This is a genomic window from Trinickia sp. LjRoot230 (genome assembly GCF_964253315.1).
Taxonomy (GTDB): Bacteria; Pseudomonadota; Gammaproteobacteria; order Burkholderiales; family Burkholderiaceae; genus Trinickia.
Map to the genome: position 1 here is coordinate 99,684 of NZ_CAXUQX020000002.1, position 13,694 is coordinate 113,377.

Here is a 13,694-nt window from a genome sequence, read left to right on the forward strand (position 1 = left end):
GGACGTTCATTTGGGGAGGTCCTAATCTGGGATGCTGCGCGCCTTATGGAGGCGGGCGGCCACCGTGGACTGCTGTTGAAGCGGTAGCCGATGCATCACTTGCTCGATCGTGGACCAGAGTGCCGTGCGTTCTGCTTTGCCCTCGGCCTGCGCACGTGCAATCAACACACACAGGAAACCGGCGGCCAATTCAGGCTCCATGTGGCCGGAGATGCGAATCAGATCTTTGCGCGTCACATCGCGAACGTCGGCTGGCTGTTGGGACGCAAATGACCATAGACCGTCGATTGCCGTTCGCCAATCCTGGCGTGGTGCCCGTTGGATCTCCTGCAGCGTCTTTTCAATCAAGACCCCTGCGTCGTTGGGGCCCAGATTCATTCGTCGCGATGCGATTTGGCTTACCAACTCGCTGCGGACGTCGTTGGGCATCCCTTCGCATCGCCCGAAAACGCGATTGATGGTCGATAGCCAGAAGTGCTTCGGCAGGTGCGGAATGCTATCGACGAGCGATAGCAACACGGCTCGAGCGTGTTCCGACGACCAGTCCTGCGTTTCGTCGAATAGACGATTGAAAATCGCGACTCGGGCCCCGTCCGGGTTGAGCGCTGATGCCTCTTGCTCTTCGTTTGGAAGCAAATCAATGTAGCGAGCAATGAAGCCGAGTGGCTCCGCGCGCTGCTCAGCTGGCCAATCAGCAGTGCCCTCGATGACTTCATAAGCCACACGCGTGCGCAACTCCATCGGCGTGCGATTAAATCGACGCGCCTCGCGGCGTATCGCCGTCGCTTCTACGGTATCGGGCTGGGCGCTTATCGGTTTGAAGCGCGATGGCTCGTATTGGCTGGTGCGCGGTTGGCCGCGCCCCGGCAAGCCGGCGATTGGCCCGGACGCAGTGCGCTCCGACGCGGCACTGACGTCCGGCGGATTTGGCTCCGTACCTGCATCTTCGGGTCTGTGAGGTTCGATGGGATCAGACGGGCCCGTCCCGCCAACGGGTCTTGGTGTCATGTTTCGTAGTACTGAATAGGTGGTCAGGCGAGAAATCGTACAACTGTCTGCGTGCCGTCGCTGGCAAGCACACGAGTTCTTGGTGATGAAACCGAACCGAGCGCAATAGATGAAGGCCCAAGACGCTACTGACCAGCCTGCACGAACTTTGCAAAATTATTCAATATCGCCTGCCATCCTTGCTGCTGTTGCTCGATTGGATTTTCGGATTCGGCATCAAACTCGACACGAACCGTCACGCCGTTCGTCCCTTGTATGAATGCCACCGATGCCGTGCGGTCGCCAAACGAGAACTCGAGCAGTTCGTTGGGCACCACCTTGGTATAGGTCCCTTCGAAATCGAAGCCGAAGCTGCCGTCCTTGGCCTCCATGCGCGACGAGAAAACGCCGCCGACGCGCAGATCGACAGTAGCGTTCGTTGTATGCCAATCCTCAGACGCCGTGTTCCACTGCATGATGTCGTTCGGCGTGATGTAAGCATTCCAGACCCTGGAGATGGGTGCGTTGACGAGCGTTTCGACGGTAAGTTTTGTGGCCATTGTCCTTCCTTGGTTTTGCTGTTCTCGGGTGGAAGTCGATGATGGCGCGCTCGCACGAGATCCGTTGAGCGGTGATCTGCTACTGGCCTTCGCAAATCTGCGCATCAACTACGGAAAATAGCTACGCAATAGAACCCGAACGTGAATATTAATAGCGTTTGGTAGGGTGGTGCGGACCACCCAAGGAGCCAGCGATCATGCCGACCGTGTTGTATTCGACGATGGCGGTGCCCGAGCGCGAGCGTTTCGACTATTGGCGCGAAACGCTCTGCCTCAATTTTTACGGCATGACCCCGCAACGGGAAGCGGCTCGGAGTACCCAGACGTTCGACGCCACCCTCAAAACAATCACGTTCGCCGATGCCGCACTGGTCGAGGTGAAAGCGTGCTCGCATATCTGCTTGCGAGGGGAGCACGAGATCGCGGAACGTCCTGGCGATTCCATGTACGTCTATCTGCAAAAGCGCAGCGGCGCCTGGTTCGATACACCGGACGACCGGCAACCGTTCGTGACCGACACCGGCGCAATGGCAATCGGTTTCTCGGACCGTCCGATGAGAACCGCGCCTACGGCCGGCGGGCGGTTCGATTTTCAGCTGGTCCGGATTCCGCTCGCGCGCGTGACGCCATTTCTCGATCGGCCGCCGACGATCCGTGCGCGCGCGCTCGACATGCGCTCGAGCATGACGGCGCTCGTGCGCGGCTATTTCGAACTGCTCGTTCGCGAGGCGCCCTCGATGGACGCCCCCACGGCCGAGGTGGCCACGCAGACGCTGGCGCGCTTGACCGCGGTTGCATATGGCCTTGCCTCGCCGCAACACGAAGCCATGCGCGATGCGGTGCGCGAAGCGAAACGGCGGCGCGTGAGCGCGTTCATCGAACGCCACGCGAGGCGGCCCGACTTGTCGCCGGCGCTCGCCGCGCGCGCCCTCGCCATGTCCGTGCGCCAATTGCACGGCCTGCTCGAACCGACGGGGGCGAGCTTCGCACAGTTGGTACGTATGCACCGCATACAGCATGCACGTCAAATGGTGATATCGCATCCCAAGATGAAGATCGCCGACATTGGCCTGGCGTGCGGATTCGACAGCGTCGGTACGTTTCATCGCGTGTTTCGACAGGCGTTCGGCATGACGCCCGGCGAGTTGAGAGCCGCCTTCGCGTCATCGCAGCCCGCTGCCAATGCGGATGCACGATCAGAAGATTCCGGCACCGCGGCCGAATAATCCGAACGGATCGAAGCGGTGTTTCCACGTTGCGAATTGTTCGTACATCGCACCGTAATGCAATTGCCAATCGGCTTTCGTAAATGGAATGGCATCCTCGAGATACCGCGTGCCGCCCATCGCAACAGCGCTTTGCCATAGCTGGTAGTTGCGTGCGAGCATCCGCGTGGCGAAGCTCGGGTCCGGGTTCGGCGTCAGCGAATTAGTTAGGAGTCCGAAGATCCAGTGCCAGCCGGACGCGCTCGGCAGCCGCAGCAGCGGCGCAACGGCACCGGACGCTACCGGCTCGATGACGAGAAAGGTTGTCGCGCTGAGATCCTCGGCGGTCAATGCCGGAACGACCGACTCGACGAACGTCTGCGCGGCGCTATCCGGCAAAATGACGTTGATCCATGGCTTGACGAGGCCTTCCCAGTTGCCGCTCGCCTTGAGCGCATTGACCGCCGTGTCGACGAGAAAAATGTAATCGAGGTATGGCATGTCTACGAACTGTCCTGCCTGTGCCAGCGCACTGCATCCGCTCATCAACGTGGCCGTGGGCGGCGGTGCGGTGTCGTTGAAGAACACGGCGGCCCACAGTGCAATCGGGGCGATGGGGCCCGTCATGTTGACGCTCGCAACCCAATCGAAACCACCGGGCCTTCCGCCGCGCGCAACCAGCGTTCGAATGTCGCTGAACGCCGTGGCGATATCGACGTAGGGAACGCGATAAAGCCTGACCATGCGCGGTGCCGGGATCATCTCGACGGTGGCGCGCGCGATCAGACCACATTGCCCGAGCCCCGCACGCATTGCATCGAAGAGATCGACGTTCTGCGAGGACGAGCATTGCACGACGTCACCCACGCCGGTCACGACTTGCAACTGCTTCACGTGATCGACCTGCCACACGTTCCGGTTGCTGCTGATTGCGTTGAGTCCGCCGATCGACAGTGTGCCGGCCACGCCGAGCTGCGTGTAGCCCGTGATCGATGCGGGGGTGACTCCCTGCGCATAGGCGGCCTTGATCAGATCCATCCACTGCACGCCGCCATCGACATCGGCGCTCGTCGATGAAATCGAATGAATCGTGTTGAGCGAGCGCATATTGACGATCAGCCCGCTATCGACCAGTGTTTGACCAAAGACGCTGTTCTTGCCGGTATTGCCCGTGAGCGGAATGTGAAAAGTGGCGCAATAGCGAATCATTTTGCGCAGATCGTTCACTGAGGCGGGATAAAGGACTGCGCACGGCGCGCGGTGAATCATATTGCCGGCGTCGTGCGTATTGGCGGCAAGGGTCGCCGGGTCCATCGCGAGCTTGCCGTCGAGCGGCGGCACCGCGACGAATGGCGGACACGCGGTGGCGGCCTGCGCTTGCGTAACCCACGTGCGTCGCGCCGGATCGAAGCCGACCACGGTTGCCGCTAACGCGATTGCGCTCGTCATGAAACGTCTTCTGTCGAATCTCACGGTTGTCTCCTCGTCTGGTCCATACAAAAACGTCGTTCGTTTCGAACTCACTCTTTGTGGGAAGTGGCAATCTATCCGTTGGCTCGTGCGCGGAGCGCGAGGTTTGACGGGAAGGCCACGTATGGCGTGATGTTGGCGCCGCGATCTGCGGTTGTCTTGCCAATGGGCGCAGAGCGGAGTGTCACTGCGTGCAATTCTGCGTTGGTCCGGTCAGGCGAACGCCCGGGTGAAAATCAAGGCAAGGGCCGTATCACATGGTTGCTTCATCTATCGCGGCTTGTTCGGAAATCGCGTCTACGTTTCGCTCCTGAGCAAATCGCAGCACGCGAGCGTGCTCAAATGCAGCGACTGTTCTATTGCCACGGAGACTGGTTATGACGAGCATTGAACGCGGATTGCCTCGGCGCACAGATCCGGTGGATCATGAATCCGCCGATCAAGGCACGCCCGCCCCGTCTTCCCTCGGGTCTCCTTCTGCGCGAGACGAACCTTCTGGGCAAATTGGCGGACTTCCGCGGCGTCCGGTGCGATCGAAGAAGGAAGAGCCGGGCGCTGGCGATGGCAGCACCCCAGCGATATCGGCGCCGGCGCTGCGGCTTCCGGCTATAGAGGACGACGCCCGGCAGCAAGCGCTGAGAGGACTTGCTGCCTGGGTGCCGCCGCTGCCTGAGCCATCGGCCGAGCGGACCGCCGAGTCATTCGAAGCACTTCCTGCCTGGGTGCCGCCGCTATCTGAGTCATCGGCCGAGCGGACCGCCGCGTTATTCGAAGCACTTTCTGCCGGGGTGTCGCCGCGATCTGAGTTACCGGCCGAGCCGTCCTCCAAGTTATTGAGGCAGATCAGCGACGCGCTAAGGACACCTACGTCGCTCCAGATCGCCGGTGGTTCCGACGTGGCTGCAACCTCACAGCCCACGACGACCCCACTTTCGGAAGAGGGGTGGGCTGATCTGCTCCGCGAAGTCGATGTTCGTCTCGATCTCGCGCCCCCTGTTCAACCCGCAGTGGCCCAATCAGACGAACCGAAAACGAATGCCGACAACGAATAACTGCGAGCGATAGGTACTGAACTAATAGTTCCGGCCGCAAGCGCGACGGCCGTGTAGGCGCAACAAGTGTTGTTATGCTGCAACGCAATATGACGATGAACTCCAATGCCGGCGGGCGCATCAAAAAAATTGTGCGCTGCACTAGACGATGTAGGGGGAAATACCTAGAATCCATTCTAGGGAAAACCCTTAATCGTCCGGAGCTGCCATGAGCTACATCTTCGCCTTGTTCCAAAAGATCAGCGATCTGTTCGCGTCCCCCCATTTGCCGCTCGACGCCGATTATTCATTCCAGGCTCGCCACCGCGAGGCTGAGCGTATCCGCCGCTCGCAGGCCACGTTCCTCGGCGTGCGTCTTGTCGATTAAGCGACATACACCGGCGCCACGCCGTACGTGGTTTTGCCGATATCGGTAGAATTGCCGGCTTTATCGTCCGGCTCGGCTAGCGATGAGCGATGTCATGCAGCGTTCCACCCAGGCGCGTACTGGAAAACATATCGGCCTCGTGCTATTTGCGCTCGCCGTCGGCGGATTTGCGATCGGCACCACCGAATTCGCGACGATGAGCCTATTGCCGTTGTTCGCCGAGGGCCTCGGTATCGACCCGCCAACGGCCGGTCACGTCATCAGCGCGTACGCGCTTGGGGTTGTCGTCGGCGCGCCGACGCTCGCAGTGCTGGGCGCGCGTCTCGATCGCCGCACATTGCTCATTGCATTGATGGCCATGTTTGCTATCGGCAATGGCCTTAGCGCAATCGCACCGAATTACCACTGGATGCTCGTGTTCCGCTTTCTGAGCGGGTTGCCTCACGGCGCGTATTTTGGCGTCGCGGCGCTGGTCGCAACGTCACTTGTACCGGAAGATCGGCGCACCGTCGTGGTTGGCCGCGTCTTTCTCGGATTGACCTTTGCCACGATTGTCGGCGTGCCGCTTTCGAACTGGTTGGGCCATGCGATCGGGTGGCGCTGGAGCTTTGCATTCGCAGGCATGCTCGGCGCGCTCACGATGACGTGTGTCCGCCTGTGGGCACCGCTCGCACCGGCCGAACCGGGCGCCGGGCCATTACGTGAACTCGGTGCGCTCGCGCGGCCACAGGTATGGCTTACGCTCGGCATCGGCGCCATCGGGTTTGGCGGGCTGTTCGCCGTTTATACCTATTTGGCCGATGTGCTGAACGCGGTCACGCATGTTTCGGTGACTACCGCATCATTGATTTTGAGCGTGTTCGGGGTCGGACTGACGGTCGGCAATCTAGTGGTGCCGGTTTTTGCCGATCGTGCGCTGATGCCGAGCGCCGGCGCGTTGCTCGTTTGGAGTGCCGTCACGCTGCTGTTGTTTCCGTTCGCCGCTCCAAACGTGGGGGCGATCACGGTACTCGTATTCATGATCGGCATCGGCGGTGCGCTTGGCACGGTGCTGCAAACGAGGCTGATGGACGTGGCAGAAGATGCGCAGGGCTTGGCGGCAGCGCTCAACCATTCGGCTTTCAATACGGCCAACGCACTCGGTCCGTTTCTTGGTGGCCTTGCCATCGCGGGCGGTTTCGGCTGGACCTCCCCTGGCCCGGTAGGCGCATTGCTCGCGCTGGGTGGTCTCGGCGTATGGGCGTTGTCCTTGTTCGTGCAGCGTCGCACGAACAAGCGTAGCGCGGCGCTTCAATGCCGCGTGTGCGCCGAATCGGAAGTTTGCTGACGCCCCTGCGCCAACTGCAAAAACCCCATCAACGCCGCGACGATCGCTTCGGGAGCATCTTCCTGCATCAGATGGCCCGAGCCAGACACGCTTGCGAACTGCGCGCGGGGAATCAGTGCGGCTAACTCGATGCCGCGTTCGATTGGAATCCAACGATCTTCGTTTCCCCAGAGAATCGACACGGGGCAGCGAATCTCGCCATAACGTTGCTGCACTTCGTCCGTGTAGCGCTGATCCATCTGCGCGATTTGCCGGTAAAACGCTGCCTGACCGACCTCGCTTTTCCAGGGCGATGCATAAATGTCGAGCGCGTCGGCTGTCAATTCGCGATGCACGGCACCTTGCAGATAGGCGTCGACCATCGCCGCATGAATGTAGGCCGGGACCTCCGCAAAAGCTTGCTCGTGAGCGCGAACGTGCCGGACGAATGGCGAGCCCCAGGGCGCCACTGCTACCGGATCGATGAGCATCAGCGAACGGTATTCGCAATGATCGAGCACCGCTGCACGTAGCGCGGTTGCACCGCCAAAATCATGGGCGACGACATCGGGCCGACTTATACCCCAGTGCCCGAACAATGCCGACAATACCCGGTTTTGTATACCAAGCGATACGTCTTGCGCATCGTGCTGCGCCGATAGGCCATAGCCGAGCAGATCGTAATAGTAGACGCGCCTGAACTGCGCGGCGATCGGCGCAATGCGCCGCCATACCTGCGACGAAAACGGCGTGCCATGAATGAATACGAGCGGCTCGCCGTCGCCCATGACGCCGTAGCGGATTGACTGGCCTTCGAAGACGAACGTGCCGTCGAGCGGCAACGCATGAGTGGACTGGTGAGGCGAGGGTGCCATCTTCCTTTCCTTTCCTTTGACGCATTGATGATCACGGCGGTTTCGTAGACGGTACACTAACCAGTAAAATGGTTCAAGGAGGTTAGGTTAGTATGACGAGGAAAAACGATAGGAATACGGGTATCGATATCGGCGGGCACCCGATACTCGATTTTATAAACACGTGTGGCGGCAGCGGAAAGACGCGTGATAACGAGCAGATAACCGACTGGGGTCTTGCTCTGAAATGGGCTCGTCGTCATGGGTTCTTGACGTCGGCAGAACAGCGCACACTGCGCGATGCGCGCCCGAGTCCCGATGCACTACTCGATGCGTTGATCGATTTTCGCGAAACGGCGTATATGGTGTTTTCGGCGATCGCAACGGGAACGCGTGTTCCGCGGGTTGCGCGTTTGTCGTTACAAACGCACGTGGCGCAAGCAGTCGCGCAGTCGGAACTCGTTATTCCCGACGCGGGGCTTGCATATTGGAAGGTCTTCTCCAGGCATTCGGGAGGGGCGTTAATCAAAGACCGCCTTGCGTTGACTGTGCATGCGTTGCTCGCGCAATCGCACGTTCTCGATGTAAGAGAATGCAGCGCGTGCACTTGGCTTTTTCTCGATCTTTCGCGTGGTAAATCACGCAGGTGGTGCTCGATGGCGACTTGCGGCAATCGAGCGAAGGCACAAAGGCACTATGTTGCGACGAAGCAGGTTTCGGCAGCGCGGCTGAAAGGTAAACGTTAGGCGGTGGTTTCCTGTGCGTCATGCTTCCAACTCGGCAATCGTGGCCGTGTCTTCGGTTGGGTGAAAACGAAGAATCGATGGGCCTTTTCCGACGTTTTCCGGGCCAGCCCAAACCATTGCTTGTAGGGCGTAGGGCATGCTGGAATCTGGATTGAACATCGTCAACAATCGGTATGGCGCTGCGCGCCGTGCTTCCGGCAGGCTTTCCTGCACAGTCTCGGCCAGCCGGTACCAGCGAAGCGTCGCCACCGAACCATGGAGGCCGCTGAAGCCCGCGCACATCATGCAAAGCGTACTGAGTGCCGCTTCGCGTTCCGATTCGTCGGGCGTTTTCTGAGCGGCGTCTAAAAGGATGGCAAATGACCCGCGGTTCTTGCCCAGCGCGCCGAAGAGCGCCGAAGTTGCGCTGCCGTCCCGGCTTATTTGGAGTGCCTGAATCTGATCGATGATCCACCGCGCCGCCTCGGTTGCCGATGGCGATCGTGTATCCGACATGGCGGATGCGCCGGCCAGTGCGGGCAAAGCGTCGATCATGCCGATTAGCGCCCCGGAGAGATGAGTACGCGCGCGATAGTTGTCGAACGTATCGTGCGAGGCCTCAATGTCATGTTTCAACTGCGCGAACGCTTCACCGCGGCTTGAAACGGGTAGTTTCACGATTGCTTGCGCGAGCAGGCCAGCGACTTGCATGCGCTTGACGGGTTCGTCGGCGAGCAGGCGCGAACCGGCATCGCGGATTGCTTGCCATTGTGCAAGGGCGAAGATCTCGTCCTGCAGATGGCGCAGCCCCTCGGCGAAGGCCGGCAGAGCTTGTGCTTGCGCGGAATCGGGCAACGTGCAGCTATCGCGCCAACGCGATTTGAATGATTCATCACTGATCGATCCGCGTCGCACAGACTCGCCGATGGGTCCCGCCCGGTGTTCGCCGGGTAGGCGCTGCACATGTTCGCGAATTTCAGCGGGCATGTCCGCGCCCGCCGGCATTGCCGCGGTGATGTTGGTCAAGATAGCTGCGTGGTCGTCGTGTGCGTCCGGAGTGAGCGGCGCGAGGCGACTGAGTTCCTTCATCGTGCAGTCGACGGCGTAGTCCCTGTCCTGATCAATGCGCGGCAGTTCGCGCGAGAAGGTGCGCAATATCGAGAGCGCATTGGCAGGTTCGAGTTCACGCACCAGCTCCAGCGCGACATCGATGACCTTTTTTCGCTCGTCCGGCAAGGTCCACGTTCCCGCGATTCGGTGCATCAGCGCGTTCAGCGGGCCGTTCCAATGTTCCCGCGGTATTTCGCGAAACGATAATGGAATGCCCCCGTCCTTTTTCGCCGTCGTAATGCTTTTGAGGTCCACTAGGTTGCCGCTCGGGAGTTGAGCTTCCCATCGAACGCCGTCCGAACTCAATAGATGGCTTTCCAGTTTGTGCGCCCGCGCCTGTGGTGTCATTGATGGAACGTCGAAGCGCTGAGCTGTCGCGCGGAACAGCGGAATGGAGGATAGGCACTCGAATGCCGCTGCGACATCGTCGGGGGACGCGCTCCACGGGCTTGTGAATGCGGTGACGCGCCCTTGTCCATCCACGGTCAATTCCGCGAGCGCTTCGCCGGAGCGCACGACAAAGAGCCGCCGCGCCGATGCTGAAACGCCACGGCCGACCTCCAGTTCGATCGAATAGCCGCGCGGTATCCATGCGGTGTGCATGTCGTTGGCGAGTAGCGCGCGCGGCGGGATGCGCACCGCTTGTGGCTCAAATCCGCGCCTGTAGTAAAGGTTTTTTGCGTAGGCCGCAGGAATTCGCGTGAGCGATTCGCCGTTTTGGGCGTCGTTGAGAACCCGGGCCACGTGCGCCTGGCCGGCGTAGTCCGTCGGTGGCATCGGTAGCGCAGACCGTCGGATGAGGCCCTCGGATTCGTCGGTCGGTATCTTGCCTGCGACGCGCGACGACGGCGGCAATTCGGGGTCGCCTTGCGGCATCTTCTGCCGATCATTCGCGACAGGCGACTCCGACGCGTTCACGCCGTGCGGGTCGCGAGACGCTCCCGAGTCCGAGGTTCCATCAATGCGCCGCATGCCTGTTCTCCATTTACACTCGTTGCGACGCACGATAAATCGACGAAGCACCTCACGCCCGTCTCTTCGCGAAGCATCACTTTCCCAACCGAAGCTTTCTCGCAAGTACGGGTAATATCCCTCGAACAATTATTTTTTGCGCTGCATGTCGAAATCGTCGCAGGCCGTCCGACATTGTTCATGCAGCGCGCGGTGCGTTGCCATAACCGAAGGAGCAATTCATGGAATACCTGTTGATGATTTATCGTGACGAGGCGAAAGTCCGCGAGATGACGCCCGCGCAGGGCGCTGAGATGACCGCCGCGTTCGGCGCCTACGCGGAGGCGCTTCAAAAAGCGCAAGTACTGCGCGCAGGTGAGCGGTTGCGCCCGAGCAACGACGCCACGACGGTGCGCACGAGAAACGACAAGACCGAAGTGCTCAATGGGCCGTACGCCGAAACGCGTGAGCAGTTGGCGGGCTACTTCCTGATCGACGTGCCCGATCTGGATCAAGCCCTGGCGTGGGCCGCACGCTGCCCGGGCGCGCAATACGGTGCGTTGGAGGTTCGTCCAATTTGGCCGCGCAGTGAGTATTGATACAAACGCCAACGTCAACGCCGCGTCCGCCGCGGCGCGCGCCGCGCAAACGGCAGCCCGGGACAGCTACGGGAAGCTGGTTGCGGTGCTCGCCTCGCGCAGCCGCGACGTAGCGGGCGCCGAGGACGCGCTCGCCGATGCGTTCGCGGCAGCGCTCGCCGATTGGCCGCGCATCGGCGTGCCGCGCACGCCCGATGCGTGGCTGCTGACGGTCGCGCGCAGACGCATGGTCGACGCTGCGCGGCGGCGATGCCGCGAAGCCGAGGCGAGCCAGTACCTTCAATGGCTGGCGGATCTCGAAGCGGATTGCAATGCCGACGATGGAACGGCGGGGATTCCCGACGAGCGCTTGCAATTGATGTTCGCATGCGCGCATCCGGCACTTGAGCGCAGCGTGCGTGCGCCGCTGGTGCTGCAGGCGGTGCTTGGATTCGATGCGGCCACCATCGCATCGGCATTCCTGGTTGCGCCGTCGACGATGAGCCAGCGGCTCGTGCGCGCGAAGAACAAGATCCGCGAGGCCGGCATCGCACTCGGGGTGCCCGAGCGAGGCCAGCTTCCGGAACGGCTCGATGCGGTGCTCGATGCCATCTATGCCGTGTATTCGGAGGGTTGGTCGGACCCGACCGGCAGCGACGCGCGCCGCCGCAATTTGGCCGATGAGGGAATCTGGCTCGGGCGTTTGGTGGTTTCGTTATTGCCGGACGAACCTGAGGCGCTCGGATTGCTTGCACTGATGCTTCACACGCACGCGCGCTGTGCGGCGCGCCGTACGACGGACGGGGTTTATGTGCCGCTGAGCGAGCAGGATGTGGCGCTATGGGATGGTGCCACCATCGACGAAGCGGAAGCGCTGCTCAGTCGTGCAAGCCGTGCGGGGCGCGTTGGCCGCTATCAGTTGGAAGCCGCGGTGCAATCGGCACACGCGGTGCGCCGGCACGGTGGCGCATCGGACTGGCGCGCGATCGTGCAGCTGTACGATGTGTTGTGCTCGCTGAGCGGTTCGCCGGTTGCGGCGCTCAATCGCGCAGTGGCACTTGCCGAAACGGCCGGCGCCGCGGCTGGCCTGGCCGCGCTCGACGCCCTCTCGCATGATGCGCGGCTTGCCGAATATCAGCCCTACTGGGCCGTGCGCGCGGAGCTATCGGCACGCATTGGTGCATGGCAAGCGAGCAGCGACGCGTATCGGCTCGCGATCGGGCTCGAGCCTGATCCGGCGGTCCGACGGTTTTTGCAGCTACGCGCGGACGCAGTCGTCGCACGTGACAACACCGTGGGGTGAATGGCGAGTTCGGTATGTCATCGATTGGCTCGCATTGTGCTGAAAGTGTGATGGCGCAAGCGGTATGTTATCGGCCAACCTGAATTCCTACTTTCATGGAGGGCGAAGTCAATGAATCGCGTAGCTGGCGTAACAGCGAGTTGGGTCGCTCGGCTTTCTCACAAGGGCGAACAATCGGGTGGTATGGACAAGGTATCGACAAGCGGTGCCCTTAGCCCCGAAGCCCATCCCAAGCTAGCAGGGTTACATGGAATCGGTCCACGGTCGCCAAGTTCATTAGGAGTGCGAACTAACGCTCAGCCCGTGCAATTTCTTATGGCGAGAAGAAGCGGCGGAGGTGACGCCGGGGATCGAGCGCGAGACATATTGCAAGGTGCCGAGGACAAGCTGGATAAATCATATTTAGAGGCCCTCAATAAAGGGCTACCCCCCGATGAAGCGGCGAAGGAGGCAATAGAGAAATTAGGCCAGGACGACGCCCAGGTTGTCCTTGCGCCCGGTGACGCCGCGGTCGGCCTTGACAGCGAAGGCGTGCTGCAACGAAGCAAACGCATGCTCGGCGACGCCAGGCGCACACTGAGCAACGCCGCCGGTGCGATTGCGGATCGTCTACCCATGCAGCCTCGATACGCCTGAGAATTGCAGCCTCGAGGCACCTTCGTTATTCGATGTTTTCAATATCGATCAGACGTGCCTCGAGCAGACGCGCGAGCGCCTCACCGCCTTCGCGCATGATGCAATCATGATTCCACCGGAATACCCCGCGCGCAAACGGTGTGCGCGCGAGCGCGTTCATCCAGCCACTGGCCGTTCTGACATGCCAGTCGTAGCGCACCAGAGTGCGGCCGCCGTCAGCTTCGAAATGCCAGCGTCCCACGCCTTCCAGCGCACCGCTGGCCTGGCCCTCGAGCGCAACGAGCGGCGCGACGCGCGTGACGCGGACGTCGATGATCACGCGGTAAGGCAGCACGCCCTTCCACGTATAGCGATGCACGGCGCCCAGACCATCGGATGCGCCCGCCTCCAATTCGCGCACTGCCTCGACATTGCGCCACCATCGCGGCCAATGCATCGAATTATGGATCGCATCCCACACCGCCTGTATCGGCGCCTCGATGCGCCATAAGGTGGCCAGACGGAATTCCGCCATGTGTTGTTCCCTCCTTTTTCGCGATATGCAGGTGGATTCTCGCGGGCGTTGCGTGCCGCAAAGCGGTGCGCCACAA

General features: G+C 61.1%; 14 protein-coding genes. 8 read left to right on the forward strand and 6 right to left on the reverse strand.

The annotated features are described in order from the left end of the window. Positions 1 to 21 precede the first annotated feature (21 nt). Together ACSQ20_RS19735 and ACSQ20_RS19740 are read right to left on the reverse strand one after the other, a co-directional pair. Positions 22 to 1,008 (reverse strand): hypothetical protein, encoded by a 987-nt coding sequence (locus tag ACSQ20_RS19735; RefSeq protein WP_436023410.1) that lies wholly within the window; start codon positions 1,006 to 1,008, stop codon positions 22 to 24. 125 nt (positions 1,009 to 1,133) lie between these two features. Then, positions 1,134 to 1,547: an SRPBCC family protein gene (locus ACSQ20_RS19740; protein ID WP_436023412.1), complete on the reverse strand. Its 414-nt coding sequence runs from the start codon at positions 1,545 to 1,547 to the stop codon at positions 1,134 to 1,136. A gap of 197 nt (positions 1,548 to 1,744) precedes the next feature. Between ACSQ20_RS19740 and ACSQ20_RS19745 the strand changes: the two genes are divergently transcribed. After that, positions 1,745 to 2,773: an AraC family transcriptional regulator gene (locus ACSQ20_RS19745; protein WP_436023415.1), complete on the forward strand. Its 1,029-nt coding sequence runs from the start codon at positions 1,745 to 1,747 to the stop codon at positions 2,771 to 2,773. Here the strand turns inward: ACSQ20_RS19745 and ACSQ20_RS19750 are convergent. Continuing rightward, positions 2,744 to 4,201, reverse strand: coding sequence for an FAD-binding protein (locus ACSQ20_RS19750; protein ID WP_436023417.1), 1,458 nt, complete (start codon positions 4,199 to 4,201; stop codon positions 2,744 to 2,746). The genes ACSQ20_RS19745 and ACSQ20_RS19750 overlap by 30 nt on opposite strands. A 398-nt stretch (positions 4,202 to 4,599) precedes the next feature. Between ACSQ20_RS19750 and ACSQ20_RS19755 the strand changes: the two genes are divergently transcribed. From ACSQ20_RS19755 to ACSQ20_RS19765, 3 genes are all read left to right on the forward strand, one after another. Next, positions 4,600 to 5,274: a hypothetical protein gene (locus ACSQ20_RS19755; RefSeq protein WP_436023419.1), complete on the forward strand. Its 675-nt coding sequence runs from the start codon at positions 4,600 to 4,602 to the stop codon at positions 5,272 to 5,274. Between the two features lie 208 nt (positions 5,275 to 5,482). After that, a complete protein-coding gene (locus ACSQ20_RS19760; protein WP_436023421.1) occupies positions 5,483 to 5,641 on the forward strand; it encodes a hypothetical protein in 159 nt (52 codons plus the stop codon). A gap of 94 nt (positions 5,642 to 5,735) precedes the next feature. Then, positions 5,736 to 6,968: an MFS transporter gene (locus tag ACSQ20_RS19765; RefSeq protein ID WP_436023423.1), complete on the forward strand. Its 1,233-nt coding sequence runs from the start codon at positions 5,736 to 5,738 to the stop codon at positions 6,966 to 6,968. Here the strand turns inward: ACSQ20_RS19765 and ACSQ20_RS19770 are convergent. Then, positions 6,932 to 7,822 (reverse strand): alpha/beta fold hydrolase, encoded by an 891-nt coding sequence (locus ACSQ20_RS19770; protein ID WP_436023425.1) that lies wholly within the window; start codon positions 7,820 to 7,822, stop codon positions 6,932 to 6,934. The two genes, ACSQ20_RS19765 and ACSQ20_RS19770, sit on opposite strands and share 37 nt — an antisense overlap. 92 nt (positions 7,823 to 7,914) lie before the next feature. Between ACSQ20_RS19770 and ACSQ20_RS19775 the strand changes: the two genes are divergently transcribed. Then, positions 7,915 to 8,547 (forward strand): CGNR zinc finger domain-containing protein, encoded by a 633-nt coding sequence (locus ACSQ20_RS19775; RefSeq protein ID WP_436023427.1) that lies wholly within the window; start codon positions 7,915 to 7,917, stop codon positions 8,545 to 8,547. Positions 8,548 to 8,565: 18 nt separating this feature from the next. Here ACSQ20_RS19775 and ACSQ20_RS19780 read toward each other — a convergent pair whose 3' ends face one another. After that, positions 8,566 to 10,608, reverse strand: coding sequence for a hypothetical protein (locus ACSQ20_RS19780; RefSeq protein WP_436023429.1), 2,043 nt, complete (start codon positions 10,606 to 10,608; stop codon positions 8,566 to 8,568). A 221-nt stretch (positions 10,609 to 10,829) separates the two neighbouring features. On the opposite strand from ACSQ20_RS19780, the gene ACSQ20_RS19785 reads away from it, so the two are divergent. The 3 genes from ACSQ20_RS19785 to ACSQ20_RS19795 all read left to right on the forward strand — a co-directional run bounded on the left by ACSQ20_RS19785 (position 10,830) and on the right by ACSQ20_RS19795 (position 13,104). Further along, positions 10,830 to 11,186 (forward strand): YciI family protein, encoded by a 357-nt coding sequence (locus ACSQ20_RS19785; RefSeq protein ID WP_436023431.1) that lies wholly within the window; start codon positions 10,830 to 10,832, stop codon positions 11,184 to 11,186. Then, entirely contained in the window at positions 11,176 to 12,468 is a 1,293-nt protein-coding gene (locus ACSQ20_RS19790) for an RNA polymerase sigma factor (RefSeq protein WP_436023433.1), read from the forward strand. Before ACSQ20_RS19785 ends, ACSQ20_RS19790 begins: the two co-directional genes overlap by 11 nt. A 366-nt stretch (positions 12,469 to 12,834) precedes the next feature. Further along, on the forward strand, positions 12,835 to 13,104 hold the full coding sequence (locus ACSQ20_RS19795; RefSeq protein WP_436023435.1) for a hypothetical protein: 270 nt from the start codon (positions 12,835 to 12,837) through the stop codon (positions 13,102 to 13,104). 25 nt (positions 13,105 to 13,129) lie between these two features. On the opposite strand, the gene ACSQ20_RS19800 is transcribed toward ACSQ20_RS19795, so the two are convergent. Next, positions 13,130 to 13,618 carry an SRPBCC family protein gene (locus ACSQ20_RS19800; protein WP_436023437.1) on the reverse strand — a complete coding sequence of 163 codons (489 nt, stop codon included), beginning with the start codon at positions 13,616 to 13,618 and terminating at the stop codon, positions 13,130 to 13,132. Between the last annotated feature and the right edge of the window lie 76 nt (positions 13,619 to 13,694).

What these genes read in the sequence shown, in the direction of transcription:
- ACSQ20_RS19735 (WP_436023410.1), bottom strand. Translation starts at nt 1,008, where the DNA reads ATGACACCAAGACCCGTTGGCGGGACGGGCCCGTCTGATCCCATCGAA.
- ACSQ20_RS19740 (WP_436023412.1), bottom strand. Translation starts at nt 1,547, where the DNA reads ATGGCCACAAAACTTACCGTCGAAACGCTCGTCAACGCACCCATCTCC.
- ACSQ20_RS19745 (WP_436023415.1), top strand. Translation starts at nt 1,745, where the DNA reads ATGCCGACCGTGTTGTATTCGACGATGGCGGTGCCCGAGCGCGAGCGT.
- ACSQ20_RS19750 (WP_436023417.1), bottom strand. Translation starts at nt 4,201, where the DNA reads ATGACGAGCGCAATCGCGTTAGCGGCAACCGTGGTCGGCTTCGATCCG.
- ACSQ20_RS19755 (WP_436023419.1), top strand. Translation starts at nt 4,600, where the DNA reads ATGACGAGCATTGAACGCGGATTGCCTCGGCGCACAGATCCGGTGGAT.
- ACSQ20_RS19760 (WP_436023421.1), top strand. Translation starts at nt 5,483, where the DNA reads ATGAGCTACATCTTCGCCTTGTTCCAAAAGATCAGCGATCTGTTCGCG.
- ACSQ20_RS19765 (WP_436023423.1), top strand. Translation starts at nt 5,736, where the DNA reads ATGCAGCGTTCCACCCAGGCGCGTACTGGAAAACATATCGGCCTCGTG.
- ACSQ20_RS19770 (WP_436023425.1), bottom strand. Translation starts at nt 7,822, where the DNA reads ATGGCACCCTCGCCTCACCAGTCCACTCATGCGTTGCCGCTCGACGGC.
- ACSQ20_RS19775 (WP_436023427.1), top strand. Translation starts at nt 7,915, where the DNA reads ATGACGAGGAAAAACGATAGGAATACGGGTATCGATATCGGCGGGCAC.
- ACSQ20_RS19780 (WP_436023429.1), bottom strand. Translation starts at nt 10,608, where the DNA reads ATGCGGCGCATTGATGGAACCTCGGACTCGGGAGCGTCTCGCGACCCG.
- ACSQ20_RS19785 (WP_436023431.1), top strand. Translation starts at nt 10,830, where the DNA reads ATGGAATACCTGTTGATGATTTATCGTGACGAGGCGAAAGTCCGCGAG.
- ACSQ20_RS19800 (WP_436023437.1), bottom strand. Translation starts at nt 13,618, where the DNA reads ATGGCGGAATTCCGTCTGGCCACCTTATGGCGCATCGAGGCGCCGATA.